The following is a 26,324-nucleotide window of genomic DNA, read 5'->3' on the forward strand; positions in this document are numbered from 1 at the left end:
GCCAGCGCCAGCGCGGCGAGCGCGAGCGCCCCGGCCGCCGCCAGCACCACCGGCACGTGCAGCCGCGCCGCGACGCGCTTGGCGGCGAACGAGCCCAGCGCGCTCGCCGCGAAGAAGCCGCTCAGCGCCAGCCCGAACCCGGTGGCGGAGACGCCCAGCCCGCGTTCGACGGGCGTGGCGAGCGCCGCGACGCCGAACGCCGGCGTCATGGCCGCGACGGACGTCAGCACGATCGCGCCTATCCCCGCCCAGGGCCGGCCGGTGCTCCCCGCCGGGCGGGCCGTCCCGATCTCGATCTCAGTGGTCGTCACTGTCCCCCTCCTCGGTCCCCAAGGCTGGCCCCGCCGCGCCGCCGCGTCGAAGATCCATCGTTATGCCTGGATGGAATTAGCATTCGGGCATGGACGTAGCGATCCGGTCGCTCCGGTACTTCGTCGCGGTCGCCGAGGAACTGCACTTCACCCGCGCCGCGGAACGGCTGCGCATCGCCCAGCCCGCGCTCTCCAAGTCGATCCGGCGGATGGAGCTGGAGATGGGCGTGACGCTCTTCGAGCGCAGCCGCCAGGGCGTGGCGCTGACCGACGCGGGCCGCTCGCTGCTGCCCGTCGCGCGCGGCGTGGTCGGCGACCTCGACTCCTGGCTCGCGGGCGTGCGCCGGGCCCGGGACGCCGCGTCCCGCGTCCTCCGCGTCGAGTACCACTCCGGCATGGACGCCGGGACGATCGAGCCCGTCATCGCCCGGTTCGCTCGGCTCCGTCCCGGCTGGCGGCCCGACCTCCGGCTCGGCGACTGGCACGACCCGGCCGGCGGCGTCCTCGACGGCCGGGCGCACGCCGCGTTCATCCCGCTGCCGGTGCCCGGCCAGGAGAGCCTGGACACGGAGATCCTGCGCCGCGAGCCCCGCCGCGTCGCGCTGCCCGCGGAGCACCCGCTGGCCGCGCGGGCGACGGTCCGGCTGGACGACCTGCGCGGCGAGAGGTTCGTCGCGCTGCCGGCCTCGTCCGGCCCGCTCCGCGAGTTCTGGCTCGCGACCGCCGAGTTCGGCCGGACCCCCGCGATCGGTGCCGAGGTCGACAACTCCGAGGACTGGCTCCAGGCGGTGCTGTCCGGGCGCGGCGTCGCGATGATCAGCGAGTCGAGCGCCCGCGTGTACGCGCGGCCGGGCATCGTCTACCGGCCGGTGGAGGGCGTCGCGCCGGCCGTCCGCGCCGTCGTGTGGCGGCGGGACGCGACCGATCCCGTCCTGCGCGACTTCGTGCGCGCCTGCGTCGAGGCCGCCGCCGGGGCGCGGGCGGGGCGCGCCTGAAATACTCGTGACCATGACTTACACGGCCGACGGCGACCGATACGAACGACTTCCCTACCGGCGGTGCGGGCGCAGCGGGCTGCGGCTCCCCGCGATCTCGCTCGGGCTGTGGCACAATTTCGGCGACGACCGCCCGATCGACGTCCAGCGGGCGATCCTGCGGCGGGCGTTCGACCTCGGGGTGACCCACTTCGACCTCGCCAACAACTACGGACCGCCCTACGGGTCGGCGGAGACCAACTTCGGCCGCATCATGCGCGAGGACCTCGCGCCCTACCGGGACGAGCTCGTCATCAGCACGAAGGCCGGCTACGACATGTGGCCGGGCCCGTACGGCGAATGGGGGTCGCGCAAGTACCTGCTCGCCAGCCTCGACCAGTCCCTGAAGCGGATGGGCCTGGACTACGTCGACATCTTCTACAGCCACCGGTTCGACCCGGACACGCCGCTGGAGGAGACGATGGGCGCGCTGGACCACGCCGTCCGGTCCGGGAAGGCGCTGTACGCGGGGATCTCGTCGTACTCGCCGAAGCGCACCGCGGAGGCCGCGCGGATCCTGCGGGAGATGGGGACGCCGCTGCTGATCCACCAGCCGTCCTACTCGATGCTGAACCGGTGGATCGAGGGCGGCCTGCTCGCCACCCTGGAGGAGGAGGGCGTCGGCTGCATCGCGTTCTCGCCGCTGGCGCAGGGCATGCTCACCGGCAAGTACCTCGGCGGCATCCCGGAGGGGTCGCGGGCCAGCCGGAACACCTCGTTCTCCAGCGACCTGCTCACCGAGGAGAACGTCCGGCACGTCCGGACGCTCGACGAGATCGCCCGGGGCCGCGGCCAGTCCCTCGCGCAGATGGCCCTCGCCTGGTCGCTGCGGGACGAGCGGGTCACCTCGGCGCTCATCGGCGCGAGCAGCGTCGCGCAGCTGGAGGAGAACCTCGCCGCGCTGGACCGGCTCGACTTCACCCCGGACGAGCTGGAGGCGATCGACCGGGACGCGGTGGAGGCCGGGATCAACATCTGGGCGGCGTCCAGCGCCGACTGACCGAAGGCGGCGGCGCGGCGTGCATCGTCGTGCCCGCACCGGGCACGAGGCCCGCATGGAAGAGATGACGCTGCGCAGTGCCGCATTCGACGATCACACGCTCATGCCGTCGGAGTACTCGCACGACAGGGGCGACGTCTCGCCGCCGCTGGAGTGGTCGCCGGTCCCGGAGGAGGTGGTGGAGCTGGCGCTCGCCTGCGAGGACCCGGACGCCCCGGTCGGGACGTTCGCGCACTGGCTGGTCGCCGGGATCGACCCGGTCACCACCGGCCTGGACGCCGGCGAGCGGCCGACGGGCGCGGTCCTCGGCCGCAACGACTACGGGACCGAGGGGTACGGCGGGCCGAAGCCGCCGGCCGGCGACGACCCGCACCGCTACTTCTTCCGCCTGTACGGGCTGTCGGAGCCGTCCGGGCTGCGGGACGGCTTCACGGCGGAGGAGCTGAGGGACGCCGTCGAGGACAAGGTCGTGGCGTCGGGCACGCTCGTCGGCACGTTCGCGCGGTGACCGCCGCGAGCCCCGGCCCGGACGACGACGACCGCGGCCGCGAGCACGACCACCACGGCGACGAGGGCGGCGAGCACCGTGAGGACGGCGGGCACCGCGAGGGCGGCGGGCACCGCGAGGGCGGCGGGCACGGCGGGCGCGAGGAGCCGCCGGGGAACGAGCCGCTGACCGCGCGGAGCGCGCTGGGCCTGCGCGCCGTCCTGTCCGGCATCGCGCTGGTGGCGGCGGCCGCGGCCGCCATCGTGTTCGCCATCGTCGCGAACCATGACGGGAGCGGCTCGGCCTGGGGCGCGGCGGTGGTCTGCGTCATCGTCGCGGCGATCGCGGCGACGGACCTCGCGGTGATCGCCCGCCGCGCCCGCGGCCGCTGATCAGTGGCGGTGGGCCGGCGCGGCGAGCTCGGGGTGGACGAGCAGCCAGGAGATCCGCTCGCGGCTCTCGTCGTCGGTGGGCGTGTACACGGTCAGCCGGGCGCCCGCCGACCCGGCGATGTCCAGGTTGGTGGTGCGGGTGCGGATCTCCTCGACCACGGGGTGCCGGAAGACCTTCACGCGCGGGCCCGGCAGGGCCACCTCGTGCTCGGCCCACAGCCGCGCGAACTCCGGATTGGCCGCCTGGAGCCGCTGGACCAGCTCCTTCCAGCCCGGCTCGTTCATGTGCCGGCTGTAGCGGTACCGGAACACCGCGACGTGCATCGGCATCTCCTCGGCCATGTTCCCGATCGGGTTGCAGCACGGCGGCGTCGTGAACGTGATCCACATCGTGTTGCGCTCGGACGGCGGGAACGTCTCGACGCTCGGGAAGATCGCCGAGAAGGCGGCGTTCCAGGCGAGCACGTCGGAGCGGGCGTTGCACACCGACGCGGGCAGCGGCAGCAGCTCGTCCAGGATGGTCCGCATGTCCTCGGGCAGCTGCTCGGCCTCGTCGGGCGGCTCCGCCTCCGGCACCTCGGCCAGCCGGTACAGGTGCTCGCGCTCGGCGCCGTCGAGGCGCAGCGTGCGGGCCACCGCGTCCAGCACCTGGGTGCTGGCGTTGATCGGGCGGCCCTGCTCCAGCCAGGTGTACCAGGTGACGCCCACCCCGGCGAGCTGCGCGACCTCCTCGCGGCGCAGACCGGGCGTGCGGCGCCGCGGGCCCGGCGGCATCCCGACCTCGTGCGGGGTGATCCGCTCGCGCCTGCTGCGCAGGAACTCGGCCAGTTCGGTGCGGCGCCGGGACGTCCCGCGCCTGGTCGCCGTTCCGGTGGTCGTCACGGTTCCACCCTGCCCTCCGCGCGCGTCCGTTGCCAGGTGCTGTCAGTACCAGTATCGAGGGGCTCTCGTTACCGGTACCGGATCGGCGCCAGTGTCGTTCCTATGACACAGACAACCGACCTGCGCGGGGTCGTTCCCGAGCGGGACGCGCGGAGCGGTCCCGGCGGCCTGACGCTCGGCCTCCTGCTGCTGGGACAGTTCATGGCCATCCTCGACGTGAACATCGTCAACGTGGCGCTGCCGACGATGCGGGCGGACCTGCACGCGTCCGGCGCGGGGCTCCAGCTGATCGTCGCCGGGTACACCATCACCTACGCCGTGCTGCTGATCACCGGGGCGCGGCTCGGCGACATCGCCGGGCACCGCCGGGCGTACCACGCCGGCCTGGCCGCGTTCACGGTGCTGTCGCTGGCCTGCGGCCTGGCGCCGTCCACCTGGCCGCTGGTCGGGTTCCGGTTCCTGCAGGGCGCCGGGGCGGCGCTGATGACGCCGCAGGTGATGTCGATGATCCAGCGGAACTTCGCCGGCGCGGCACGGGCGCGCGCGCTCGGCCTCTACTCGGCGGTGATCGCGGGCGGGGTGGTCGTCGGCCAGGCGGCCGGGGGCCTGCTGGTGAGCGCGGACCTGTTCGGCGCGGGCTGGCGGACGGTGTTCCTCGTCAACGTCCCGATCGGCGCGGTGCTGCTGGCGGCCGGGCCGCGGCTGCTGCCGCGCGACGGCGGCGCGCGGGGCGGGGGCGTCGACGTCCCTGGGCTGCTCACGCTGTCGCCGGCCGTGCTGCTGTTCGTCGTCCCGCTGATCCTCGGGCACGAGCTGGGCTGGCCGCTGTGGGGCTGGTTCTCGCTCGCGGCGAGCGCAGCGTTCCTCGCCGCGTTCGTCGCGGTGGAGCGGGGCGCGGCGGCGCGCGGCGGCCGGCCGCTGATCTCGCCGCGGGTGCTGCGGGCGCCGCGGCTGCTGCCCGCCTGCGGGGCGCTCATGCTGGCGCCGGGGACGTGGGGCTCGTTCCTGTTCACCACGACGCTGCACCTGCAGGGCGACCTGAGGATGTCGCCGCTGCGGTCGGGGCTGGCGTTCGTCCCGTGCGTCGCCGCGTTCGCGCTGGTGGGGCTGAACTGGCAGCGGCTCCCGGCCCGCTGGCACCGCCGGGTGATCCCGGCCGGCTTCGCCCTCGCCGCCGCGGGCTACCTGTGCGTCGGCCCGGTGGCGGGCGGCGGCGTCGCGTACGAGCTGCTCACCGCGGTGATCGGGTTCGGCCTCGGGGTCATGTCGATCATCATGACGGTGGGGCTGGAGCACGTCCCGGCGGCGGACGCGGCGGACGCCAGCGGGCTGCTGCTGACGCTCATGCAGATCAGCCAGGTCATCGGCATCGCGACGATCGGGACGCTGTTCCTGACCGCGGCGGAGTCGAGCGGCTCCACCCGGCACGCCGAGTACGGCACCGGGTGGGCGCTCGGGGCGGTCGCGCTGGTCGGGACCGCGTTCACGGTGCTGCTGGCCCGGGGCCGGGCGGGCGCGCGCGACGCGTGACGCTTCCCGCCTCGGGTGAGCGGCTCTAGGCGCCGAGGCGGGCGCGCGCGGCCTCCACGGCGGGCGGAAGGGGCCGCCGGGCGCCGGCCAGCCGCGGCAGCGCGCGCGCCGCGTCGGCGAGCCCCGCCCGGCCGTCGCGGGTGCCCAGCGCCGTCCCGGCCATCCGCGCGACCGCGGGGAGGGGGCGGCGCAGCCAGGCGGTCAGCAGCGCGTTGCGGATCTCCCGGCGGCGCCGTGCCGCCGGGTTGCGGCCGCTCCGCGACGGGTGGTGGTGCACGACGAGCTCCGGCACGTAGGCGAGCCCCCAGCCGGCGGACGCCAGGTCGAGCGCGAGGAGCTCCTCCTCGCCGGCGAAGTGCAGGACGCCGGAGAAGCCCCCGGCGTCGAGGTAGGCGTCGCGGCGGACGATCGCCGAGCACGCGAGGAAGCCGAGGACGGCGGGTCCGGGCAGCCCGTCCGGCCGCCCGAGCGGTGCCCGCGCCATCGCCTCCGACACCGGTTCCAGGCGTTCGTCGTCGCCGACCAGGACGCGGGCGGCCAGCAGCGCCGTCCTCGGATGGGCGTCGAGGATCTCCACGGCCCGCTCCAGCGCTCCGGGCGCCCACCATGAGTCGTCGTCGGCGAAGGCGACGTAGCGGGTCGCGGCCTCCCGCACGCCGGCGTTGCGGGCGGCGGCGCCCAGGTTGCCCGGCAGCCGCAGCACCCGCGCGCCGGCGGCCTCCGCGACCTCCGCGGTGCCGTCGGCGGAGGCGTTGTCGGCCACGATGACCGGCGCGGCGTGCCGGGTGAGGCTGTGGCGCAGTTCGGCGGCGCGGTCGCGCGTCGCGACCACGATCGTGACGTCGGGCATGCTCTCCCCCGCTTCCATCAGCTGACGTACCGGCGCGCCTTGGAGGTCCGCTGCGCCTCCTCCAGGCTGCGCAGCCTGGCCTCGACGTCGCGCGGCAGCGTGCGCCGCTCCCGGGCGACCCAGCGCAGTCCCGCCGCCGCCTCGGCGAGCGCGCCCGCGGTGACGCGGTCGCGCGGCAGCGTGCGCAGCAGCCCGGCGGTGCGGCGGAGCGCGACGGGCAGCGGGCGGCGCAGCCAGGTGAACCACAGCGTGTTGCGGATGCCGTGGCGGCGCCGCAGGTGGGCCTCGCGCAGCGGGGACGGCTCGTGGTGCACGACGACGTCCTCGGCGTAGCAGAGGTGCCAGCCGAGGGCCATCAGGTCGGCGCTGAGCAGCTCCTCCTCGCCGCCCAGCCACAGCCGGGCCGAGAACCCGCCGGCCTCCCGGAACGCCTCGGCCCGCAGCATGGACGCCCCCGCCAGGAACGAGCCGAGCGCGGGCCCGGGCATCCAGGACGGCCCCGGGACGGGCGAGTCGCGCAGTTCAGGGACGATCGGGTCCTCGCGCCCGCCGGGCTCGACCAGGATCCGCCCGGTCACCACGGCCAGCCGCGGGTGCGCGTCCAGCAGGTCGGCGGCGCGCGGCAGCGCGCCCGGCTCCCACCAGGTGTCGTCGTCGCAGAACGCCACGTACGGGGTGCGGACGTGGTCGACGGCCAGGTTGCGGGCGACGGCGCCGAGGTTGCGCTGCGACCGGATCAGCCGGAAGCCGGGGAACTCCTCGGCGACGGCGTCGGGCGACCCGTCCCGCGAGGCGTTGTCCACCACGATGACGGGCGGCGGCCCGGGCAGCGCCCGCAGCCGCCCGAGCGTCGCCAGCAGGGAGCGCCGGCGGTCCCGGGTGATGACGACGAGCGTGCATCGCATGGCCCGCCCCGTACCCGCCGCACCCGCCTCCATGTCCGACTTACGTCTTGAAAGCCAACAAAAGCCCTCAATCATAGTGATGCACGTAAAACCCGCTTGAACTGTCAGTTCACTCATCAGCGGCTTTTCCGACACAGCGTTTAGAGCCGGACTTCCCGGTAATGCACGAAATCACCTATAGGGGATTCGCTCCCATCGAGATCCCGGGCCGGTGCCCACGACGGACGGCATCGGCACTCCACCGAACGCTGCGCCGAAACGGGGCTCACATGCGCGTGCTCGGAATCAACGCGATCTTCCACGACCCGGCCGCCGCCCTCGTGGTGGACGGAACGGTCGTGGCCGCGGCTGAGGAGGAACGGTTCAGCCGCCGCAAGCACGGGAAACGGCCGGTCGCCTTCTCCGCCTGGGAACCGCCCGAGCAGGCGGCCCGCTGGTGCCTGGAGCGCGCCGGGCTCGAACCCGGCGACCTCGACGCCGTCGCCTACTCCTACGATCCCGACCTGGTCGAGCCCGGCCTGGACGGCCACGACGAGCAGTGGGAGCGGCTGCGGACCCTGTACGCGCGCCGCGCCCCGAACTTCCTCGCCGCCGCCCTGCCCGGCCTGGACCCCGGGATCGTCCGGTACGTCCCGCACCATGTCGCGCACGCCGCGTCCGCCGCCCTGGCCGCGCCGCGGCCCTGCGACGGCGACGTCCTCGTGCTGGACGGCCGGGGCGAGTCGCACTCGCACCTCGCCGGGACCTACGGCGGCGGCGAGCTGACCCCGCTGCACGCGCAGCGCCTGCCGCACTCGCTCGGCCTCATGTACGAGGACCTCACCGAGCACCTCGGTTTCCTGCGCTCCAGCGACGAGTACAAGGTGATGGCCTTGGCCTCCTACGGCGAGCCGCGCTTCCTCGACGAGCTGCGCGAGCACGTCCGGGCCACCGGCGACGGCGGGTTCGCGGTCGCCCCCATCGACTGGGGCGCGCTCGCCAAGGCCCGCTCGTCCGACGGCGAGTGGACCCGCGACCACGCCGACCTCGCCGCCAGCGTCCAGGCGCGGCTGGAGGAGGTGCTGCTCGACCTGGTGACGTGGCTGCACGGGCGGACCGGCTCGCGCCGGCTGATGCTCGCCGGCGGCGTCGCACTGAACTGCGTGGCGAACTCGCGGCTCGCCGCGGACGGACCCTACGACGACATCTGGGTGCAGCCCGCCGCGGGCGACTCCGGCACCGCGCTCGGCGCCGCCCTGCACCTGGCGCACGACGGCGGCGACACCGTCACCGCGATGCCGGGCGCCGACCTCGGCCGCCAGTGGGACGAGGCCTCGATCGCGCGCCGCCTCGACATCGCCAAGGTGCCGTACGAGCGTCCACCCGACGTCGCGGCGGCCGTCGCCGAGGCGCTGGCCCGCAACGAGATCGTCGCGTGGTTCCAGGGCCGTTCGGAGTTCGGCCCGCGCGCGCTGGGGCACCGGTCGCTGCTCGCCCATCCCGGCCACGCCGCCAACGTCGAGCGGCTCAACGACGTGAAGGGCCGCGAGCAGTTCCGGCCCATCGCCCCGATGGTCGCGCTGGAGCACGCCGCCGAGATCTTCGAGGGCCCGATCCCGAGCCCGTACATGCTGTTCGTCCACCGCGTCCGGCCGGAGTGGCGGGAGCGGATCCCCGCCGTCGTGCACGTGGACGGAACCGCCCGGATCCAGACCGTCGCGAGCGGCCACGAACCGCTCGTCGCGCGGCTGCTGGAGGAGTTCCGGTTGCGCACCGGCCTGCCGGTCGTCGTCAACACCAGCCTCAACACCGCGGGCCGGCCCATGGTGGACGACCCGCGGGACGCGCTGGAGTGCTTCGGCTCCGCGCCCGTGGACCTCCTCGCGATCGGCCCGTTCGTCGTCCGCCGCCGGGAGGTGCACGCCCGATGAGCTGCACCGTCGTCATCCCGACGATCGGCAGGCCGAGCCTGCGCACGGTGCTGGACGCCCTGCTGGACTCGATCGCGGGCGGTCCCGAGCCGGCCCCGCACGAGATCATCGTCGTCGACGACCGGCCCGCGCACGGCGCGCCGCTGCCGCTGCCGGACTCCCGCGGGCGCCGCGTCCGGGTGATCCGCTCCGGCGGGCGCGGCCCGGCCGCCGCCCGCAACGCGGGCTGGCGCGCCGCCGCCACCGAATGGGTCGCCTTCCTGGACGACGACGTCGTCCCCGACCCCGGCTGGACGCGGCGGCTCGCCGCCGACCTCGCCGGGCTGCCGCCGAAGGTCGCCGGCTCGCAGGGCCGCGTCACCGTCCCGCCGCCGGACGGCCGCCGCCCCACCGACTGGGAGCGCACCACCGCCGGGCTCGCCGGCGCCGAGTGGATCACCGCCGACATGGCCTACCGGCGCGGCGTCCTCGCCGAACTCGGCGGCTTCGACGAGCGGTTCCGCCGCGCCTACCGGGAGGACGCCGACCTCGCGCTGCGCGCCCTCGCCGCCGGGCACGACCTGGTCCGGGGCGAGCGGCACGTCACGCATCCGGTCCGCGCGGCCGGGTTCTGGGCCTCGGTCCGCGCCCAGGCCGGCAACGCCGACGACGTCCTCATGTGGCGGATCCACGGCGCCGGCTGGCGGGACCGCGCGGGCGAGGGCAGGGGCCTGCTGCGGCGGCACGTCCTCACGGCCGCCGCCGGGACCGCCGCGCTCGCCGCCGCACCCGCGGCGCTGCGCGGGAGCCGGGCCGGCGCGGCCGCCGCGGCGCTGGCCGCCGGCGCGTGGGCGGTCTCGACCGCCCGGTTCGCGTTCGAGCGGGTCCGTCCCGGGCCCCGGACGCCCGGCGAGGTGCTGAAGATGGCCGCGACCAGCGCCGCCATCCCGCCCGCCGCCGTCGCGCACCGGATCAGGGGGCTGCTGGCGCACCGCGACGCCCGGCCGTGGGCCGGGCCGTGGGTCGTGCTGTTCGACCGCGACGACACCCTCATCCGCGACGTGCCGTACAACGGCGACCCGGCGCTGGTCGAGCCGATGCCGGGCGCGCGGCGGGCGCTGGACCGGCTCCGCCGGCACGGCGTGCGGATCGGCGTGGTGTCCAACCAGTCGGGCGTGGCGAAGGGGCGGATCACGGTCCGCGACGTCCGGCGCGTCAACGCGCGGGTCGAGGAGCTGCTCGGCCGCATCGACGTGTGGGAGTTCTGCCCGCACGACGGCGACGACGGCTGCGAGTGCCGCAAGCCGCGGCCCGGGATGATCGTGCGGGCCGTGCGGCGGCTCGGCGCGCTGCCGGCCGACTGCGCCGTCATCGGCGACATCGGCCGCGACATCGAGGCCGCGGCGGCGGCCGGCGCGCGGGGCATCCTGGTGCCGACCGTCCGCACCCGGCCCGCCGAGATCGCGCGGGCGCTGGAGACCGCGCCGAACCTCGGCGCCGCCGTCGATCTGGTCCTCGGCGGAAGGCGGTCGCGATGAGGGTGCTGCTGGTACGCCAGGACAACCTCGGCGACGTGCTGCTCGCCGGGCCCGCGGTACGGGCGGTCGCCGCGCGCGCGGACGAGGTCGTGCTGCTGTGCGGCCCGCGCGGCCGCGCCGCCGCCGACCTGCTGCCCGGCGTGGACGCGGTCATCGAGTGGCGCGCGCCCTGGATCGACCCGGAGCCCGACCCGGTCGACCGGGCCGACATCGAGCGGGCCGTCGCGAGGCTGGCCGGCTTCGACCGGGCGCTGGTCCTCACCTCGTTCCACCAGTCGCCGCTGCCGCTCGCGCTGCTGCTGCGGCTGGCCGGGACCCCGTGGATCGGCGGCATCAGCGAGGACTACCCCGGCTCCCTGCTGGACCTGCGGCACCGTCCGGAGGGCGACGTCCCCGAGCCGCTGCGGATGCTGGCCCTCGCCGAGGACGCCGGGTTCCCGGCGCCCGCCGACACCCGGCTGCGGGTGCGCGAGCCGCTGCCCGACACCGACCACCTCACCGGCGGCCCCGGCTACGTGGTCGTGCATCCGGGGACGTCCGTCCCGGCGAGGGCCTGGCCGCCGGAGCGGTGCGCCGAGGCCGTCCGGCTGCTGCGCGCCGCCGGCCACCGGGTCGTCGTGACCGGGCACGGCGAGGAGAAGGAGCTGACCGCGCTGGTCGCCGGGGAGGACGGCCTCGACCTCGGCGGCCGCACCGCCCTGCCGGAACTGGCGTCGGTGCTGCGCGGCGCGCGCGCCGTCGTCGCCGGCAACACCGGCCCCGCGCACCTCGCCGCCGCCGTCGGCACCCCCGTCGTGTCGCTGTTCGCGCCGACCGTGCCCGCCGCCCGGTGGGCGCCGTTCGGGGTGCCGATGGCGCTGCTCGGCGACCAGGGCGCCCCCTGCAAGGACAGCCGCGCCCGCGAGTGCCCGGTGGAGGGCCACCCCTGCCTGGCGTCTGTCGGCGCCGACGAGGTCGCCGCCGCCGTCGAGGTCGTCGCCGCGGACCCGCGCGGAACCCCCCGTGAGGAGGCCCCCGCCCGATGAGAGTCCTGCTCTGGCACGTCCACGGCTCGTGGGCCACGTCGTTCGTGCACGGGCCGCAGACCACGCTCGTCCCCGTCACGCCGGACCGGGGGCCCGACGGCCGGGGACGCCCCGACACCTTCACCTGGCCGGACCGCGCCGTCGAGGTGGCCCCCGAGCGGCTGCGGCACGAGGACGTCGACGTCGTCGTCCTGCAGCGCCCCCACGAGCTGAGGCTCGCCGAGGAATGGCTCGGCCGCCGCCCCGGACGCGACGTCCCCGCCGTCTACGTCGAGCACGACACCCCCCGCCGCACGCCCGCGGACGCGAGCCTCCCCGAGGAGGTCGTCCCCGACAGCCGCCACTTCCTGCACGACCGCGACGACATCCCGGTCGTGCACGTCACCCACTTCAACCGGCTGTTCTGGAACTGCGGCCGCGCGCCGACCACGGTCATCGAGCACGGCGTCGTCGACCCCGGCTACCGCTGCACCGGCGACATGCCCCGGGCGGGCGTCGTCATCAACGACCCGCTCCGGCGCGGGCGCGTCGCCGGGACCGACCTGCTCGCCGGCCTGGCGCGCGCCGTACCACTGGACCTGTTCGGCATGAACGTCGCGGGCGTCCCGGAGGCGCTCGGCATCGCGCCCGAGTCCCTGTGGACGTTCGAGGACCTCCCGCAGGCGCGGATGCACGAAGAGCTCGCCCGCCGCCGCGTCTATGTCCACCCCTACCGGTGGACCTCGCTCGGCCTCGCCCTGATCGAGGCCATGATGCTCGGCCTGCCCGTGGTGGCGCTCGCCACCACCGAGGCGGTCGAGGCGGTGCCGCCGGAGGCCGGGGTGCTGTCCACGCGGGTCGCCGCACTGGCCGACGCCGCGCGGACCCTGGCCGCCGACCCGCCGCGCGCCCGCCAGATGGGCAAGGAGGCGCGCGCCCACGCCGTCGAACGCTACGGCCTGCCGCGGTTCCTGCGCGACTGGGAGCGAACTCTCACGGAGGTAACGCGATGAGAATAGCCATGATCTCCGAGCACGCCAGCCCGCTGGCCGCCAAGGGCGGGCTGGGCGGGGCGGACGGCGGCGGCCAGAACGTCTTCGTCGCGGAACTGGCGGCCGAGCTCGGCCGGCAGGGCCACTACGTCACCGTCTACACGCGGCGGGACGCGCCCGCCCTGCCGCGCCGGGTGCGGCTCGCGCCCGGCGTGACGGTCGAGCACGTCCCGGCGGGCCCCGCCGAGCGCGTCGGCAAGGACGACCTGCTGCCGTGGATGCGCGACTTCGGGCTGTACCTGGAGCAGCGCTGGGCCGCGGACCCGCCGGACGTCGCGCACGCGCACTTCTGGATGAGCGGCCTCGCCGCGCTCCAGGCGGCCGCGCCGACCCTGGCGCGGCGCGTGCCGGTGGTGCAGACCTACCACGCGCTCGGCACCGTGAAGCGGCGCCACCAGGGCGGCAGGGACACCAGCCCGGCGTCGCGGCTCCAGCTGGAGCGCGCGATCGGCCTGTCCGCCGACGCGGTCATCGCCACCTGCGCCGACGAGGTCGCCGAGCTGGCCGCGATGGGCGTTCCGCGCGAGCGGATCTCGGTGGTGCCCTGCGGCGTCGACCTCCGCCTCTTCACCCCGGACGGGCACAGCGCGGACGGCCGGGAGCGGCACCGCCTCGTCGTGCTGTCCCGGCTCGTCGAGCGCAAGGGCGTGGACACCGCGATCCGGGCGCTGGCGCACCTGCCGGACGCCGAGCTGGCCGTCGCCGGCGGCCCGCCGCGGCGGGGCCTGGGCGGCGACGCGGAGGTGCGGCGGCTGCGGCGCGTCGCGCGGGACGCGGGCGTCGCCGGGCGGGTGGAGTTCCTCGGCAGGCTCGGCCGCGAGGAGGTCCCGCCGCTGCTGCGGTCGGCCAGCCTCGTGGTGACCCTGCCCTGGTACGAGCCGTTCGGCATGGTGCCGCTGGAGGCGATGGCGTGCGGCGTGCCGGTCGTGGCCAGCGCCGTCGGCGGCCACCTGGACACCGTCGTGGACGGCGCCACCGGCGTGCTCGTCCCGCCGCGCGACCCGGAGGCGGCGGCCGCCGCGATCCGGGCGCTGCTGGACGACCCGGCGGGCCGCGCCGCGATGGGCTTCGCCGCGGGCGACCGGGCCCGGGACCGCTACTCCTGGGCGCGCGTCGCCGCCGACACCGCCGGCGTCTACGAGCGCGCGGCGGCGCCGAGCGGGGTGGCCGCATGACGACCACCACGCAACGGATCGCGCGGACGCGCACCGCCACGGCGCGCGACGGGCGCCTGGAGGCGCTGGCCGAGGCGGCGCTGGCGTTCCGCGAGCAGGTCCCGACCATCGAGGCGTGGGGCCGCCGGCTCGCCGGCGTGCTGCGCGCCGGCGGGCGGCTGCTCGCCTGCGGGAACGGCGGCAGCGCCGCCGAGGCCCAGCATCTGACCGCCGAGCTCGTCGGCCGGTTCGAGGACGAGCGGCGGCCGCTGTCGGCGATCCCGCTGCACGGCGACACCTCGTCGGTCACCGCGATCGGCAACGACTACGGCCCGGCGCACGTGTTCGCCCGGCAGGTGCAGGCGCACGGCCGCCGGGGCGACGTGCTGGTGTGCCTGTCGACCAGCGGCCGCAGCCCCAACGTGATCGCCGCGGCGGACCGGGCGCGCGAGCTCGGGATGACCGCCTGGGCGGTCACCGGGCCCGGCCCGAACCCGCTCGCCGACGCCTGCCACGACGCGATCACCGTGCGGGCCGCGGCGACCTCGACCGTCCAGGAGATCCACCTCGCCGCGGTGCACCTGCTGTGCGGGGTGGTCGACGACGTCCTGGGGGCGCCTCGTGCCTGAACCGGGCTCGCGCCGCGGCCGCACGGGCGCGGCCGCCGCCGGGAGGCACGGGGGCCCGTCCCCGCGGAAGGAGGCGAGATGACCGCACCGCTGGTGGTCGTGGGCGACGTGCTGCTCGACGTCGACATCGTCGGCACGAGCAGCCGGCTGTGCCCGGACGCGCCCGTCCCGGTCGTCGAGCAGGCGGAGGAGCACGCCCGGCCCGGCGGCGCCGGGCTGGCCGCGCTGCTGGCGGCGGCCGGCGGCCGGGAGGTCGTGCTGGTCACCGCGCTCGCCGACGACGAGCCGGGCCGGCGGCTGCGCGCCATGCTGGAGCGGCACATGGAGGTCGCCGCGTTCCACCTGCACGGCGGCACTCCCTGCAAGCTGCGCATCCGCTCGGGAGACCAGTCGGTGGCGCGCCTGGACGCCGGGGAAGGGCAGGCCCTCGACGGGCCCGTCGGCCCGCGCGTCACCGACGCGATCGCGGGGGCCGGCGCGGTGCTGGTCTCCGACTACGGGCGCGGGGTCACCCGGCACCGCGCCGTCCGGTCGCTGCTCGCCGCGCTGCCGCGCGGCGTCCCGGTCGTGTGGGACCCGCATCCGCGCGGGGAGCGGCCGGTGCCGGGGACGCGGCTGCTCACCCCGAACGAGGAGGAGGCCGCCCGGCTGGCCGCCGCGGACGGCGCCGACATCACCGGGTTCGGGCTGTCGGCGGCGGGCCGCCGGGGCCGGCACCTCGGCCGGTCGTGGGGCATCGAGGGCGTCGCGATCACGCTCGGGTCCGAGGGCGCGCTGCTGTGCGACGGGTCGGAGGCGCCGTTCCTCGCGCCCGCCGAGCCGGCCCGCGGCGACGCCTGCGGCGCCGGCGACAGCTTCGCCACCGGGACGGTGGAGGCGCTCGCGGACGGGGCGTCGCTCGCCGGCGCCGTCACCGCGGGCGTGCGGCGCGCGTCGGACTACGTCCGGGCGGGCGCCGCGGCGGCCGTCGCGGCGCAGCTCGCCGAGTCCGGCACGGCCCGGCTCGTCCCCGAGCGCGGGGAGGACGCCTGGGACGTCGTCGAGCGGACGCGGCGGGCGGGCGGCACGGTCGTGGCGACCGGCGGCTGCTTCGACCTGCTGCACGCCGGGCACGTGAGCATGCTGCAGCAGGCCCGGCGGCTCGGCGACTGCCTGATCGTCTGCGTCAACTCCGACGCCTCGGTGCGCCGCCGCAAGGGCCCGACCCGCCCGGTGACGCCGGCCGCGGACCGCGTCCGGGTGCTGGAGGCGCTCAGCGACGTGGACGCCGCGGTCGTGTTCGACGACGACACCCCGGCCCCGCTCCTGGAGCGGCTGCGCCCCGACGTCTGGGTCAAGGGCGCCGACTACGCCGGGACGATCCTGCCCGAGGCCGAGACGGTCCGGGCGCACAACGGCGAGGTGGTCCTGCTGCCTCTGCTGGAAGGGCGCTCCACCACGCGCCTGCTGTCCACCACGAAGGGAAACGCGTCATGAACGTCCTCATCACCGGCGGGGCCTCCGGACTCGGCGCGGCCGTCGCGCGCAAGGTCGCGGAGGACGGGGGGCGGCCCCTCATCCTCGACCGGCACCCCCCGAAGGACGACTTCGAGCACATGCAGGCGGACCTGGCGGACCGGCCCTGCGCCGAGCGCGCCGTGCACGGGCTGGCGCGCGCGGCGGGCGGGCTCAACGCGGTCGTCACCGCCGCAGGCACCGACGCGTGCGGCACCCTGGGCGACGTGCCCGCCGAGGACTGGGAGCGGGTCGTGCAGGTGAACCTGCTCGGCACCGCCGCCGTCGTCCGCGCCGCGCTCCCTTACTTGGATAACCAGCCGAGCGGGCGGATCGTCACGGTCGCCTCGACGCTCGGGCTGCGGGCGCTCAGCGACGCCACCGCGTACTGCGCGTCCAAGTTCGGCGTCGTCGGCTTCACCCGCGCGCTGGCCGCGGAGATGGCCGGCCGGGTCGCCGTCACGATGATCGTGCCGGGCGGGATGGACACCGCGTTCTTCGACGACCGCACCGAGCAGTACAAGCCGGGGCCGGACGCCCACCTGAACAGGCCGGAGGACGTCGCCGCGGCGATCGCCTTCGCGCTCCGGCAGCCGCCCGGCTGCGAGGTGCGGGAGATGGTGGTCTGCCCGTCGAAGGAGCCCTCGTGGCCGTGACGGCCCCCCGCCGCGCGCTGGTGCTGCGGGCGCTCGGGCTGGGCGACCTGCTCACCGCAGTGCCCGCGCTGCGGGCGCTGCGGCGCGGCATGCCCGGCGCGCGGATCACGCTCGCCGCGCCGCCCGCGCTGGCGCCGCTGGCGCTCGCCACGGGCGCTGTCGACGACGTCCTGCCGGCGGACTCCGGGCTCGGCCCGCTGCCGCCCGCCGAGCCGGTGGGCACGGCCGTCAACCTGCACGGCCGGGGCCCGCAGAGCCACCGGCGGCTGGCGGCGCTGGGGCCCGCCCGGCTGCTGGCTTTCGCGTCCGCGGGCGCGCTGCACACCGACGGGCCCGACTGGGATCCGGGCGAGCACGAGGTGGCGCGCTGGTGCCGGCTGGTGCGCGCCTACGGGTTCGACGCCGATCCCGACGACCTGGACCTGGCGCCGCCGGCGATCCCCTCGCCCGCGCCCGGCGCCGTCGTCGTCCATCCGGGGGCCGCGTTCGCGGCGCGGCGCTGGCCGGCCGAGCGGTTCGCCGCGGTCGCGGCGGCGCTGCGCGCCGGCGGCGAGCGGGTCGTCGTCACCGGCGGCCCCGGCGAGGGGCCGCTCGCGCACCGCGTCATGGAGCTCGCGCGGCTCGACCTCCGCGACGACCTCGCCGGCCGCACCCGTCTGCCGCAGCTGGCCGCGCTCGTCGCGGGCGCCCGGCTGGTGGTGTGCGGCGACACCGGCGTCGCGCACCTCGCGACCGCCTTCCGCACGCCGTCGGTGCTGCTGTTCGGGCCGACGCCGCCCGCCCGGTGGGGGCCGCCCGACCGGGCCGAGCACCGGGTGCTGTGGGCGGGGCGGTCCGGCGACCCGCACGGCGGCGAACCCCACCCCGGCCTGCTGGAGATCTCCGCGGACGAGGCCGTCGAGGCCGCCGGGAAGGCGCTCACGCTACACGCTTAGGAGGAAACCGATGAGGCATGCCCGCGCCGTCGTCACCGGAGGGTCCGGCTTTCTCGGCTCGCACCTGTGCGAGGCGCTGCTGGCCCAGGACATCTCGGTCGTCTGCCTGGACAACCTGCTGACCGGCACGTCCCGCAACATCGCGCACCTCGCCGACCGGCGGGACTTCCGGTTCCTGAGGCGCGACCTCACCGAGCCGGTGCACGTGCCCGGCGACGTCGGCTACGTGTTCCATCTGGCGTCGTCGGCGTCCCCGGCGGACTACATGCGGTATCCGATCCAGACGCTGGAGGTCGGCAGCCAGGGCACCCGGAACGCGCTCGAGCTCGCGGAGAGCAAGGGCGCCCGCTTCGTGCTGGCGTCCACGTCCGAGGTGTACGGGGACCCGCTGGTGCACCCGCAGCCCGAGACGTACTGGGGCAACGTCAACCCGGTCGGCCCGCGCAGCGTCTACGACGAGGCCAAGCGGTTCGGGGAGGCGCTGACGTCGGCGTTCCGGCACTCCCGGGGGCTGGACGCCGGGATCGTGCGGATCTTCAACAGCTACGGGCCGCGGATGCGCCCCGACGACGGCCGCGCGATCCCGACGTTCCTGCGGCAGGCGCTGACCGGCGAGGACCTCACCGTCACCGGGGACGGCTCGCAGACCCGGTCGATCTGCCACGTCTGCGACACCGTACGGGGCATCATCGCGCTCGCGATGTCGGACCATCCGGGGCCGGTCAACATCGGCAGCCCGTACGAGATCTCCATGGCCGACCTCGCCGGGCTGGTCGTCGAGCTGACGGGGTCGCGGTCGCGGATCCGGTTCGTCGACCGGCCGCAGGACGACCCGAAGGTGCGGCGGCCGGACACCTCGCTCGCCGAGAAGGTGCTCGGCTGGCGCCCGCGGTTCGGCATCGAGGAGGGGCTGCTCTCCACCATCGAGTGGTTCTCCCGCGAGCTGCTCGTCGCCCGTCCCGCCTAGCCGCGGCCGGGCGCCACGGGCTAGGCCCGGAGGGCGGCCAGGAGGTCGGTGAGGAGGCCGGCGGACGGGGGCCGGGCGGGCGTGCGGCCCGCGCCCCCGGGCGCCAGGCACCAGCGCCACCACCGGTCGAGTTCCGCCGGGTCCAGCAGCGGCGGCGCGTCGTGTTCGCCCGTGGTGACGACCGCGGGCCACGACCAGGCGCGGGCCTGCGCGGCGACCTTCGCGCCGCCGGCCACCGGGTCGACGGCCAGGGCGGGGACGCCGTTCTTCAGCGCGAGGACGAGCCCGTGCAGGCGTGTCGTGACGACCACGTCGAGGCGGCGCAGCGCGGACTCCAGCTCGGCGGCCGTCGAGAACAGCCGCCAGTCGCGCGGGTCGAGCCGGGTGTCGAGGGGCAGCCGCGCGCACGCGCGGCCGGTGAGCCAGTCCGTGAGCTCGGCCTCGATCCGGTCGTGCCGGCGGCGCGCCCCGTACTCGCGCTGGCCCGGGGCGAGCACGACCCCCGCGACGGGCACCCGCTCCGCCTCCGGCAGCGCCGCGAGGTCGTGCCGCGCCGCCGTCCCCGGCGCGTCCCTCGGCAGGACGGCGTCGAAGCCGGTGACGGCGGGGTCGTCCGGATCGATGACCGAGACGCCGACCGCGACGCGCCGGCAGCGCGCGTACCTTCGGTGCAGCTCCTCGACCTGCGCGCCGTGGAGCGGGCCGCAGGCGAACACCAGGTGGCTGTAGCGCGCGGGATCCGCCCGGCCGAGGTCGAGGCCGCCCGGGCGGAAGACGGGGCTCCAGGCGACGTCGCACCCGATCCCGGCGCCGACGAGCGCCCGGCGGACGGCCTCCATCGCCAGGACGTCCCCCGCCGTGGCCTCGCCGTGCAGGAAGCTCGGCCAGCCGGTCACCAGTGCCCGCACGCCGCCCTCGGCAGACCGTTCGGACGAGCCATGTCGATCCCCCCGTAGCTCACGCGCGGGTGGCAGTTACCCGGGGACGGCGCGCCCATGTCCGCGGCGGCCCCGGCTTGGGCGGCTCGTGACGGAGCGCGGGCCGCCGCGTGGCCCGCCTCCCCGCTCCGTGACACTTCGGACACCTGCCGGTTTACCGAACTGGGCGGACGGGAACGGTACCGTCGCGGCCCACTCGCCGGCCGGGTTCTGCCAGGTCCCTTGGTCAGCGAGCCTGGGCCGCGCCAAGTTTCCGCCGCGCCCTGCGCGCTTGCGCGCGGGACGGGCCGTCAGCCCGTGAACGCCTGCGCGAGTGCCATCCCGCAGTAGGCGGCGCCGAGCCCGCCGGCGATGCTCGCGCCCGCGTTGAGGACCGCGTAGAAGCGCGCGCCGTCCTCGGCCAGCCGGAGCGTCTCGTAACCGAACGTCGAGTACGTCGTCAGCGCGCCGCAGAAACCCGTCGCGGCGAACGCCATCGGGCCCCCGGACACGGGCAGCGCCGCCAGGAACCCCAGCAGCGCCGACCCCGCCACGTTGACGGTGAACGTCCCCCACGGGAACACCGAGTCGTGGCGCGCCTGCACGGCCCGGTCGGTGAGGTACCGCAGCGGCGCGCCGAGCGCCGCGCCCAGCGCGACGAGCAGGACCGTCACGCCTCCCCCTCCGTGCCGCGGCCCGTGTAGCGGATCACCTCGACCGGGTCGATGATCACCAGGCCCTCCTCCACCAGCTCGTCCAGCTCCGGCAGGAAGGCGCGGATCTTCCGCTCGGCGTCCACGATCACGATCACCATCGGCAGGTCCTCCGACAGCGACAGGATGCGGGACGTGTGGATGCGGCTGGACGCGCCGAACCCCTCGCATCCGCGCAGCACGCTCGCGCCGGCGAGCCCGGCCCGGTGGGCACGGTGCACGATCTCGGTGTACAGCGGCCGGTGGTTCCACCGGTCGCTCTCCCCGACGAACACGGTCAGGCGCAGTGCCGGACCCTGGATTCTCATGACCGCTCCCTGGGACGCGCGCGGACGGCGAGGCGGGTCAGCCGGACGCCCGCGAACACCGCGGCGAGCGTGGCGGCGAGTGTTCCCCCGAGGTACAGCAATCCCACTCCGGGCGCCCCGGCCGACAGCGCCTTCTGGAAGTCGACGATGTGGGTGGAGAAGGTGGTGTAGCCGCCGAGCACCCCGACGCCGAGGAACGGCCGCACGAGCCGGTGCACGCGCCACGTCTCGGTGATCAGCACCATCAGCGCCCCGATCAGCAGGCAGCCCGACACGTTGATCAGGAACACCGGCCACGGGAACTCTCCCGGCCGGTACGGCATCGCCTCGGTCAGCCCGTACCGGGCGAGCGCCCCGAGGATCCCTCCCGCGGCGATGGCACCGAGCGTCGCCCACGGGGCGCGGCGCAGCTCGAACCGCTGGCGCGGCACGCTGAGGTCGACGTCGGGGTCCACGGGACGTCCCGTCACGGCATCGGGCACGGCACACTCCTACCAGCGGAACATCGGTCACCGGTAGGGACCGTTGGCGGATCGCACCGCGGTTCTCCCCGTGGCGGGGACGGCGGGCCCCACCGCCGTGGCGCCGCTCTCCCGAGGGCGCGCGCCCAGTCTACCGATCACCGGGACCGCGCCGGAGCGGCCCCGCCCGGTCAGGACCCGGACGGCCGGCCTCGCCGCGCCGCCCGCCCGTCCGCCCGCCCCGCGACTCCACGAACGTCTTGAAGCGCCGCAGGTCGGCCTTCACGCGGCGGTGCAGCGCCCCGGCCCTGTCGCCGGTCTTCTCCACGAACCCCTGGGGCGCGAACTCCATCTGCGCGGTGACGCGGGTGGTGTCGCCGTCGAGGCGGCGGAACGTCACCACGCCCGCGTGCGCCGGGCCCTCCGTCGACGTCCACGCGACGCGCTCGTCCGGCACCTGCTCGGTGATCCGCGCCTCGAAGCGCCGGGTGACGCCGGCGACCCGGACGGTCCAGTGCAGCGTGGTGTCGTCCACCCGCCGGATCTCCTCGACGCCCTCCATGAACCGCGGGAACTCCTCGAACCGCGCCCACTGGTCGTAGGCGACGCGGATCGGGACGGTGACGTTGACCGACTCGGTGATCGTGCTCACGGGGCTCCCCTTCGTCCGTCACCCGCCCCGCTACCCGTACCGCCCCCGTCTACACAGTGCCTTCCGCCTACACGGTGCCTTCCGTCCACTCGGTGCCTTCCGCCTGCGCGCGGTGGGCTTCCGCACAGCGGCGGGCGCGGTGTGAGCGGCGCTTCCCCGGGTACAGGAGGCGCAGCGATCAGCGTCCCCGCCCATCGCCGGCACCTCTGCGAAGGAGACCAGACCCCCATGACGTCGGCGCGTCCGTCCAGCTCCCCGCGTTCCGACGACCCGCTCCCCCGCTTCGGGGACGGCGAGGCCGAACTCCTCCTGGCGGAGATGAGACGCCTGCCGGAGGACGATCCGCGGCGCGACCGGCTGCGGACGCGGATCGTGGAGATGCACGGGCCGCTCGTCCGGGGGATCGCGCGCAGGTACGCCAACCGGGGCGAGCCGCTGGACGACCTGCAGCAGGTCGCGTTTCTGGGGCTGGTCAAGGCCATCAACCGGTTCGACCCCGAGGTGGGCGACCGGTTCGTCACCTACGCCTACCCGGTCGTGACCGGCGAGGTGAAGCGGCACTTCCGGGACAAGACGTGGGGTGTGCGGGTGTCGCGGCGCATCCAGGAGCTCCGGCCGGTGCTGCAGAGCACCGTCCAGAGGTTCACCCGCGAGCACGGCCGCTCGCCCACGACCCGAGAGATCGCCGCGGTCATGGAGATCACCGAGGAGGAGACGGTCGAGGTGATCATCGCCTGCGACGCCTACCGGCCGCTGTCGCTGGAGGCGCCGGCGGACGGCGGCGCCGAGGGCGACGCGGCGACGGTCGGCGAGCGCCTCGGCTCCGACGACCCCGCCCTGGAGAACCTCATCGACGGCGACGCGCTGCGGCCGCTGATCGACGAGCTGCCCGAACGCGAGCGCACGATCCTGCTGCTGCGGTTCTTCGGCAACAAGACGCAGACGCAGATCGCCGAGCAGGTCGGGCTGTCGCAGATGCACGTGTCGCGGCTGCTGCGGGCGACCCTGGAGCGGCTGCGCGGCGGGCTGCTCGCGGAGGGCTGACCCGGGTCAGGGCCGTGGCAGCGCGCAGGACCCGCCCAGCGCCACGTCGTTGCCCTCGCCGAGGCACCGTGCCAGCGGGTAGGTCTGCTGGGCGTAGTGGGTGCCCTGCCGGACGGTGACGTTCCCCTTGCGGTCCACCTCGCACGGGTTGTTCAGCGTGCAGCGCTCGCCGTCGTCGTTGCCGGTGTTGTTGATCGCGACGACGTGGTGGGTGTTCGCGTCGATGACGGGCGAGCCGGAGGTGCCGTGGACCGTCCGGCACTGCGGCGTGTACCGGATGGAGTCCTTCCACGTCCATCCGGCCTCCCGCAGCCGGTAGACGGTCGCGTCGGTCTTGCACGCGTAGCTGGTCTGCCAGTAGCCCGACACGACCCGGATCTCGGTGCCGTCGTGGGGAGGCGCGGTCGACAGCCGGAGCGCCGGGACGCCGTACCGCTTGCGGATGGTCCCGTAGCTCTCGTCCAGCCGGTACACGGTGACGTCGGTGTCGGTCATGGTCGAGTACTCGACCCTGGTCGCCCGCAGCGTGCCGAGGCTCGAGCGGCCCGTCCGGTCGAGCAGCGTGAACGCCCGGGCGGACGGCCGGTCGACGATGACCTGCCCGGGCTCCGGCATCCCGCCTTCCAGGCAGTGGCCGTTGGTCAGGACCAGGGCCGCGTCGGAGTCGCGCGAGCGCGGCCCGCGCACCAGGGAGCCCGAGCAGTTGCTGAGCGCGACGATCCCGGTGAAGTCGGCCTCCCCGTGCCCGCGGGCGGCGGGGCCGGCGGGGGCGGCGGGGCCGGCGGGGGCGGTGGCGGGGCCGGCGGTCGGGGCGGCGCTCGCCGGGGCGGCCAGGGCCGCGGCGCCGGCGGCGCCCGCGAGGGCGATCGACGCGGTGACGGCTCCAGCGAATGGCCGGTTCATGCGGGGTCCTCTCGGGCGGACCGGCACGCACGGTGACCGGCCGGTGACGACGCTGTCCCCGGCGGATGCTAGATCAACATCACCGCCGGTGGAAGGACCGCCACCCCGTACGATCGGCTCATGACCGACTCACCGCTGCGCTGGGGCATCCTCGGGACGGGCGGCATCGCCTCGGTGTTCACCGAGGACGTGCGGCGCCTCCCCGGCCACGAGGTCGCCGCCGTGGGCTCGCGCTCGCACGGCACCGCCGCCGCGTTCGCCGAACGGTACGGCGTCCCCCGGGCGCACGGCTCCTACGCCGCACTCGCCGCCGACGACGGCGTCGACGTCGTGTACGTCGCCACGCCCCACCCCCTGCACTACGAACCCGCGCGGCAGTGCATAGAGGCGGGGCGGGCCGTGCTGGTGGAGAAGCCGTTCACCACCGGCGCCGCCGACGCCGAGAAGCTCGCGGCGCTCGCCCGCGAGCGCGGCGTGTTCGCGATGGAGGCGATGTGGACCCGGTTCAACCCGCTCGTCCGGCGGCTGCGCGACCTCGTCGCCGGCGGCGCGATCGGTGACGTGACGGCCGTGTACGCCGACTTCTCCATCACCCGGACCTACGACCCGGAGCACCGGCTGTGGTCGCCCGAGCTGGGCGGCGGCGCGCTGCTGGACCTCGGCTGCTACCCGCTGTCGTTCACCTGGCCGCTGCTCGGCCCGCCCGCGTCCGTGCAGGCCACCGCGTCGCCCGCGCCGACCGGCGTGGACGCCAACACGGGCGTCCTGCTCGGCTACGCGTCCGGCGCGGTGGCGCTGCTGCACTGCGGGCTGCTCGGCGACTCGCCGCACACCGCCACCGTCATCGGGACGCGCGGCCGCGTCGACGTCGCGTCCCCGTTCTACCGGCCCGCGTCGATGACGGTCGTGCGGACCGGCGGCGACCCCGAGGTCCTCACCGCGGACATCGAGGGGCACGGCTACACCTACCAGGCGCAGGAGGTGGCGCGCTGCCTGCGCGCCGGCCTCACCGAGTCGCCGCTGATGCCGCTGGACGAGACCGTCGCGATCCTGCGGACGATCGACGAGATCACCGCCCAGTTCGGTCAGTCGACCTCCACCCAGCCGTAGGTCCGCTCGACCGCCTTCTTCCAGCCGGCGTAGCCCTTCTCGCGCTGCTCGTCGTCCCAGGTGGGCAGCCAGCGCTTGTCCTCGTTCCAGTTCTGGCGCAGCTCGTCGGTGGTGTTCCAGAAGCCGACGGCGAGGCCGGCGGCGTAGGCGGCGCCGAGGGCGGTGGTCTCGGCGACGACCGGGCGCGACACCGGGACGCCGAGGATGTCGGCCTGCATCTGCATGCACAGCTCGTTCGCCGTCACGCCGCCGTCCACCTTGAGCACGTCCAGCGAGACGCCGGAGTCCTCGCGCATCGCCTCGACGACGTCCTTGGACTGGTAGCAGATCGATTCGAGGGTGGCGCGGGCGAGGTGGGCGTTGGTGTTGAAGCGCGAGAGCCCGACGATGGCGCCGCGCGCGTCCGACCGCCAGTACGGGGCGAACAGGCCGGAGAACGCGGGGACGAAGTACACGCCGCCGTTGTCCTCGACCTGCCGGGCCAGGTTCTCGCTCTGCGCGGCGCCGGAGATGATGCCGAGCTGGTCGCGCAGCCACTGCACCGCCGACCCGGTGACCGCGATCGAGCCCTCCAGCGCGTACACCACCGGGTGGTCGCCGAACTTGTAGCAGACCGTCGTGAGCATCCCGGCCTTGGAGCGGACGAGTTCCTCACCGGTGTTGAGCAGCAGGAAGTTGCCGGTGCCGTAGGTGTTCTTGGCCTCGCCGGGCGAGAAGCACACCTGGCCGACCGTCGCGGCCTGCTGGTCGCCGAGGATGCCGGTCAACGGCACCTCCCCGCCGAGCGGGCCGTCCGGGCGCGTCACGCCGTACGGGTCGGGCGCCGACGACGGCCTGATCTCCGGCAGCATCGCGCGCGGGATGCCGAAGAACGAGAGCAGCTCCTCGTCCCAGTCGAGGGTCTCCAGGTCCATCAGCATGGTGCGGCTGGCGTTGGTGACGTCGGTGACGTGCACGCCGCCGTCCGTCCCGCCGGTCAGGTTCCACAGCACCCAGGTGTCCATGTTGCCGAAGACGGCCTCGCCCTTCTCCGCGGCCTCCCGGACCCCGTCGACGTTCTCCATGATCCACTGGACCTTGCCGGCGGAGAAGTACGTCGCGGGCGGCAGCCCGGCGCGGTGCCGGATCGTCTTGCCGCGGCCGTCGCGTTCCAGCGCGGAGGCGATGCGGTCGGTGCGGGTGTCCTGCCAGACGATCGCGTTGTAGTACGGGCGGCCGGTGCGGCGGTTCCACACCAGCGTCGTCTCGCGCTGGTTGGTGATGCCGAACGCGGCGAGGTCGTCGTGGTGCAGGTTCGCCTTGTTCAGCGTCGTCTGGACGGCCGCGCGGGTGCGCTCCCAGATCTCGGTCGGGTTGTGCTCGACCCAGCCGGCCCGCGGCAGGATCTGCTCGTGCTCGAGCTGGTGGCGGGCGACCTCGTTGCCGCCGTGATCGAAGATCATGAAACGGGTGCTGGTCGTGCCCTGGTCGAGGGCGCCGACGAAGTCGGCCATGCGGCTCTGCCTTT

At 75.6% G+C, this 26,324-nt stretch carries 28 protein-coding genes; 17 read left to right on the plus strand and 11 right to left on the minus strand.

All coding sequences use genetic code 11. From position 1 onward, the window contains the following. Positions 1-311 (minus strand): hypothetical protein (locus ABT299_RS34030; RefSeq protein ID WP_500253230.1); only part of this gene is annotated, 311 nt, incomplete at its 3' end. Positions 312-400: 89 nt separating this feature from the next. On the opposite strand from ABT299_RS34030, the gene ABT299_RS34035 reads away from it, so the two are divergent. From ABT299_RS34035 to ABT299_RS34050, 4 genes are read left to right on the plus strand one after another with little or no spacing between them, the layout of a single operon-like run. Then, positions 401-1,306 (plus strand): LysR family transcriptional regulator, encoded by a 906-nt coding sequence (locus ABT299_RS34035; protein ID WP_500253231.1) that lies wholly within the window; start codon positions 401-403, stop codon positions 1,304-1,306. Between the two features lie 13 nt (positions 1,307-1,319). Further along, positions 1,320-2,345 (plus strand): L-glyceraldehyde 3-phosphate reductase, encoded by a 1,026-nt coding sequence (gene mgrA, locus ABT299_RS34040; RefSeq protein WP_387026206.1) that lies wholly within the window; start codon positions 1,320-1,322, stop codon positions 2,343-2,345. Between the two features lie 55 nt (positions 2,346-2,400). Next, entirely contained in the window at positions 2,401-2,853 is a 453-nt protein-coding gene (locus ABT299_RS34045) for a YbhB/YbcL family Raf kinase inhibitor-like protein (protein WP_190868172.1), read from the plus strand. After that, a complete protein-coding gene (locus ABT299_RS34050) occupies positions 2,850-3,224 on the plus strand; it encodes a DUF6343 family protein (protein WP_500253232.1) in 375 nt (124 codons plus the stop codon). Before ABT299_RS34045 ends, ABT299_RS34050 begins: the two co-directional genes overlap by 4 nt. On the opposite strand, the gene ABT299_RS34055 is transcribed toward ABT299_RS34050, so the two are convergent. Continuing rightward, on the minus strand, positions 3,225-4,106 hold the full coding sequence (locus ABT299_RS34055; protein WP_500253233.1) for a helix-turn-helix transcriptional regulator: 882 nt from the start codon (positions 4,104-4,106) through the stop codon (positions 3,225-3,227). Between the two features lie 102 nt (positions 4,107-4,208). Between ABT299_RS34055 and ABT299_RS34060 the strand changes: the two genes are divergently transcribed. Continuing rightward, complete coding sequence (locus ABT299_RS34060; RefSeq protein ID WP_500253234.1) at positions 4,209-5,636, plus strand: MFS transporter; 1,428 nt, start codon at positions 4,209-4,211, stop codon at positions 5,634-5,636. 25 nt (positions 5,637-5,661) lie between these two features. On the opposite strand, the gene ABT299_RS34065 is transcribed toward ABT299_RS34060, so the two are convergent. Beyond that, positions 5,662-6,486 carry a glycosyltransferase family 2 protein gene (locus ABT299_RS34065; protein ID WP_190868178.1) on the minus strand — a complete coding sequence of 275 codons (825 nt, stop codon included), beginning with the start codon at positions 6,484-6,486 and terminating at the stop codon, positions 5,662-5,664. 17 nt (positions 6,487-6,503) lie between these two features. After that, positions 6,504-7,391, minus strand: a complete 888-nt coding sequence (locus tag ABT299_RS34070) for a glycosyltransferase family 2 protein (protein WP_190868180.1) — start codon at positions 7,389-7,391, stop codon at positions 6,504-6,506. A 269-nt stretch (positions 7,392-7,660) separates the two neighbouring features. Here ABT299_RS34070 and ABT299_RS34075 point away from each other — a divergent pair, with 269 nt between their 5' ends. From ABT299_RS34075 to ABT299_RS34120, 10 genes are all read left to right on the plus strand, one after another. Continuing rightward, entirely contained in the window at positions 7,661-9,301 is a 1,641-nt protein-coding gene (locus tag ABT299_RS34075; protein WP_500253235.1) for a carbamoyltransferase family protein, read from the plus strand. Beyond that, the gene (locus ABT299_RS34080) at positions 9,298-10,818 is read left to right on the plus strand and encodes an HAD-IIIA family hydrolase (protein WP_500253236.1); all 1,521 of its coding nucleotides are present in this window, start codon (positions 9,298-9,300) and stop codon (positions 10,816-10,818) included. Before ABT299_RS34075 ends, ABT299_RS34080 begins: the two co-directional genes overlap by 4 nt. After that, positions 10,815-11,843, plus strand: coding sequence for a glycosyltransferase family 9 protein (locus ABT299_RS34085; RefSeq protein ID WP_500253237.1), 1,029 nt, complete (start codon positions 10,815-10,817; stop codon positions 11,841-11,843). The genes ABT299_RS34080 and ABT299_RS34085 overlap by 4 nt, the downstream gene beginning before the upstream one ends. Next, positions 11,840-12,835 carry a glycosyltransferase family 4 protein gene (locus ABT299_RS34090; RefSeq protein ID WP_190868186.1) on the plus strand — a complete coding sequence of 332 codons (996 nt, stop codon included), beginning with the start codon at positions 11,840-11,842 and terminating at the stop codon, positions 12,833-12,835. Before ABT299_RS34085 ends, ABT299_RS34090 begins: the two co-directional genes overlap by 4 nt. An 8-nt stretch (positions 12,836-12,843) precedes the next feature. Next, positions 12,844-14,049: a glycosyltransferase gene (locus tag ABT299_RS34095; protein ID WP_500253238.1), complete on the plus strand. Its 1,206-nt coding sequence runs from the start codon at positions 12,844-12,846 to the stop codon at positions 14,047-14,049. Then, positions 14,046-14,657 (plus strand): D-sedoheptulose-7-phosphate isomerase, encoded by a 612-nt coding sequence (locus ABT299_RS34100; RefSeq protein WP_433135655.1) that lies wholly within the window; start codon positions 14,046-14,048, stop codon positions 14,655-14,657. The genes ABT299_RS34095 and ABT299_RS34100 overlap by 4 nt, the downstream gene beginning before the upstream one ends. Positions 14,658-14,735: 78 nt before the next feature. After that, on the plus strand, positions 14,736-16,133 hold the full coding sequence (locus tag ABT299_RS34105) for a PfkB family carbohydrate kinase (RefSeq protein ID WP_500253239.1): 1,398 nt from the start codon (positions 14,736-14,738) through the stop codon (positions 16,131-16,133). Continuing rightward, entirely contained in the window at positions 16,130-16,807 is a 678-nt protein-coding gene (locus tag ABT299_RS34110; RefSeq protein WP_500253240.1) for an SDR family oxidoreductase, read from the plus strand. Before ABT299_RS34105 ends, ABT299_RS34110 begins: the two co-directional genes overlap by 4 nt. Then, the gene (locus ABT299_RS34115; RefSeq protein WP_500253241.1) at positions 16,798-17,742 is read left to right on the plus strand and encodes a glycosyltransferase family 9 protein; all 945 of its coding nucleotides are present in this window, start codon (positions 16,798-16,800) and stop codon (positions 17,740-17,742) included. Before ABT299_RS34110 ends, ABT299_RS34115 begins: the two co-directional genes overlap by 10 nt. Before the next feature lie 10 nt (positions 17,743-17,752). Continuing rightward, entirely contained in the window at positions 17,753-18,709 is a 957-nt protein-coding gene (locus tag ABT299_RS34120; protein ID WP_387026225.1) for an NAD-dependent epimerase/dehydratase family protein, read from the plus strand. 20 nt (positions 18,710-18,729) lie between these two features. Here ABT299_RS34120 and ABT299_RS34125 read toward each other — a convergent pair whose 3' ends face one another. From ABT299_RS34125 to ABT299_RS34145, 5 genes are all read right to left on the minus strand, one after another. Then, positions 18,730-19,617: a polysaccharide pyruvyl transferase family protein gene (locus ABT299_RS34125; RefSeq protein WP_347257131.1), complete on the minus strand. Its 888-nt coding sequence runs from the start codon at positions 19,615-19,617 to the stop codon at positions 18,730-18,732. 320 nt (positions 19,618-19,937) lie between these two features. After that, positions 19,938-20,300: a fluoride efflux transporter FluC gene (locus tag ABT299_RS34130; RefSeq protein WP_387026229.1), complete on the minus strand. Its 363-nt coding sequence runs from the start codon at positions 20,298-20,300 to the stop codon at positions 19,938-19,940. Continuing rightward, positions 20,297-20,647, minus strand: a complete 351-nt coding sequence (locus tag ABT299_RS34135; RefSeq protein ID WP_190868193.1) for a DUF190 domain-containing protein — start codon at positions 20,645-20,647, stop codon at positions 20,297-20,299. The genes ABT299_RS34130 and ABT299_RS34135 overlap by 4 nt, the downstream gene beginning before the upstream one ends. Next, positions 20,644-21,129, minus strand: coding sequence for a fluoride efflux transporter FluC (locus tag ABT299_RS34140; RefSeq protein ID WP_500253242.1), 486 nt, complete (start codon positions 21,127-21,129; stop codon positions 20,644-20,646). Before ABT299_RS34140 ends, ABT299_RS34135 begins: the two co-directional genes overlap by 4 nt. 130 nt (positions 21,130-21,259) lie before the next feature. Next, positions 21,260-21,760 carry an SRPBCC family protein gene (locus ABT299_RS34145; protein ID WP_190868194.1) on the minus strand — a complete coding sequence of 167 codons (501 nt, stop codon included), beginning with the start codon at positions 21,758-21,760 and terminating at the stop codon, positions 21,260-21,262. Positions 21,761-21,988: 228 nt separating this feature from the next. Here ABT299_RS34145 and ABT299_RS34150 point away from each other — a divergent pair, with 228 nt between their 5' ends. Continuing rightward, a complete protein-coding gene (locus ABT299_RS34150) occupies positions 21,989-22,804 on the plus strand; it encodes a SigB/SigF/SigG family RNA polymerase sigma factor (RefSeq protein WP_190868195.1) in 816 nt (271 codons plus the stop codon). Positions 22,805-22,810: 6 nt separating this feature from the next. Here the strand turns inward: ABT299_RS34150 and ABT299_RS34155 are convergent, their stop codons facing one another. Further along, positions 22,811-23,707 (minus strand): S1 family peptidase, encoded by an 897-nt coding sequence (locus tag ABT299_RS34155; RefSeq protein WP_500253243.1) that lies wholly within the window; start codon positions 23,705-23,707, stop codon positions 22,811-22,813. A gap of 120 nt (positions 23,708-23,827) precedes the next feature. On the opposite strand from ABT299_RS34155, the gene ABT299_RS34160 reads away from it, so the two are divergent. Then, a complete protein-coding gene (locus ABT299_RS34160) occupies positions 23,828-24,817 on the plus strand; it encodes a Gfo/Idh/MocA family protein (protein WP_500253244.1) in 990 nt (329 codons plus the stop codon). On the opposite strand, the gene glpK is transcribed toward ABT299_RS34160, so the two are convergent. Then, positions 24,793-26,310, minus strand: a complete 1,518-nt coding sequence (gene glpK, locus ABT299_RS34165; protein ID WP_190868200.1) for a glycerol kinase GlpK — start codon at positions 26,308-26,310, stop codon at positions 24,793-24,795. The genes ABT299_RS34160 and glpK overlap by 25 nt on opposite strands. Positions 26,311-26,324: the final 14 nt, after the last annotated feature.

The sequence above is a fragment of the Spirillospora sp. NPDC000708 genome (assembly GCF_040299565.1).
GTDB lineage: Bacteria > Actinomycetota > Actinomycetes > Streptosporangiales > Streptosporangiaceae > Spirillospora.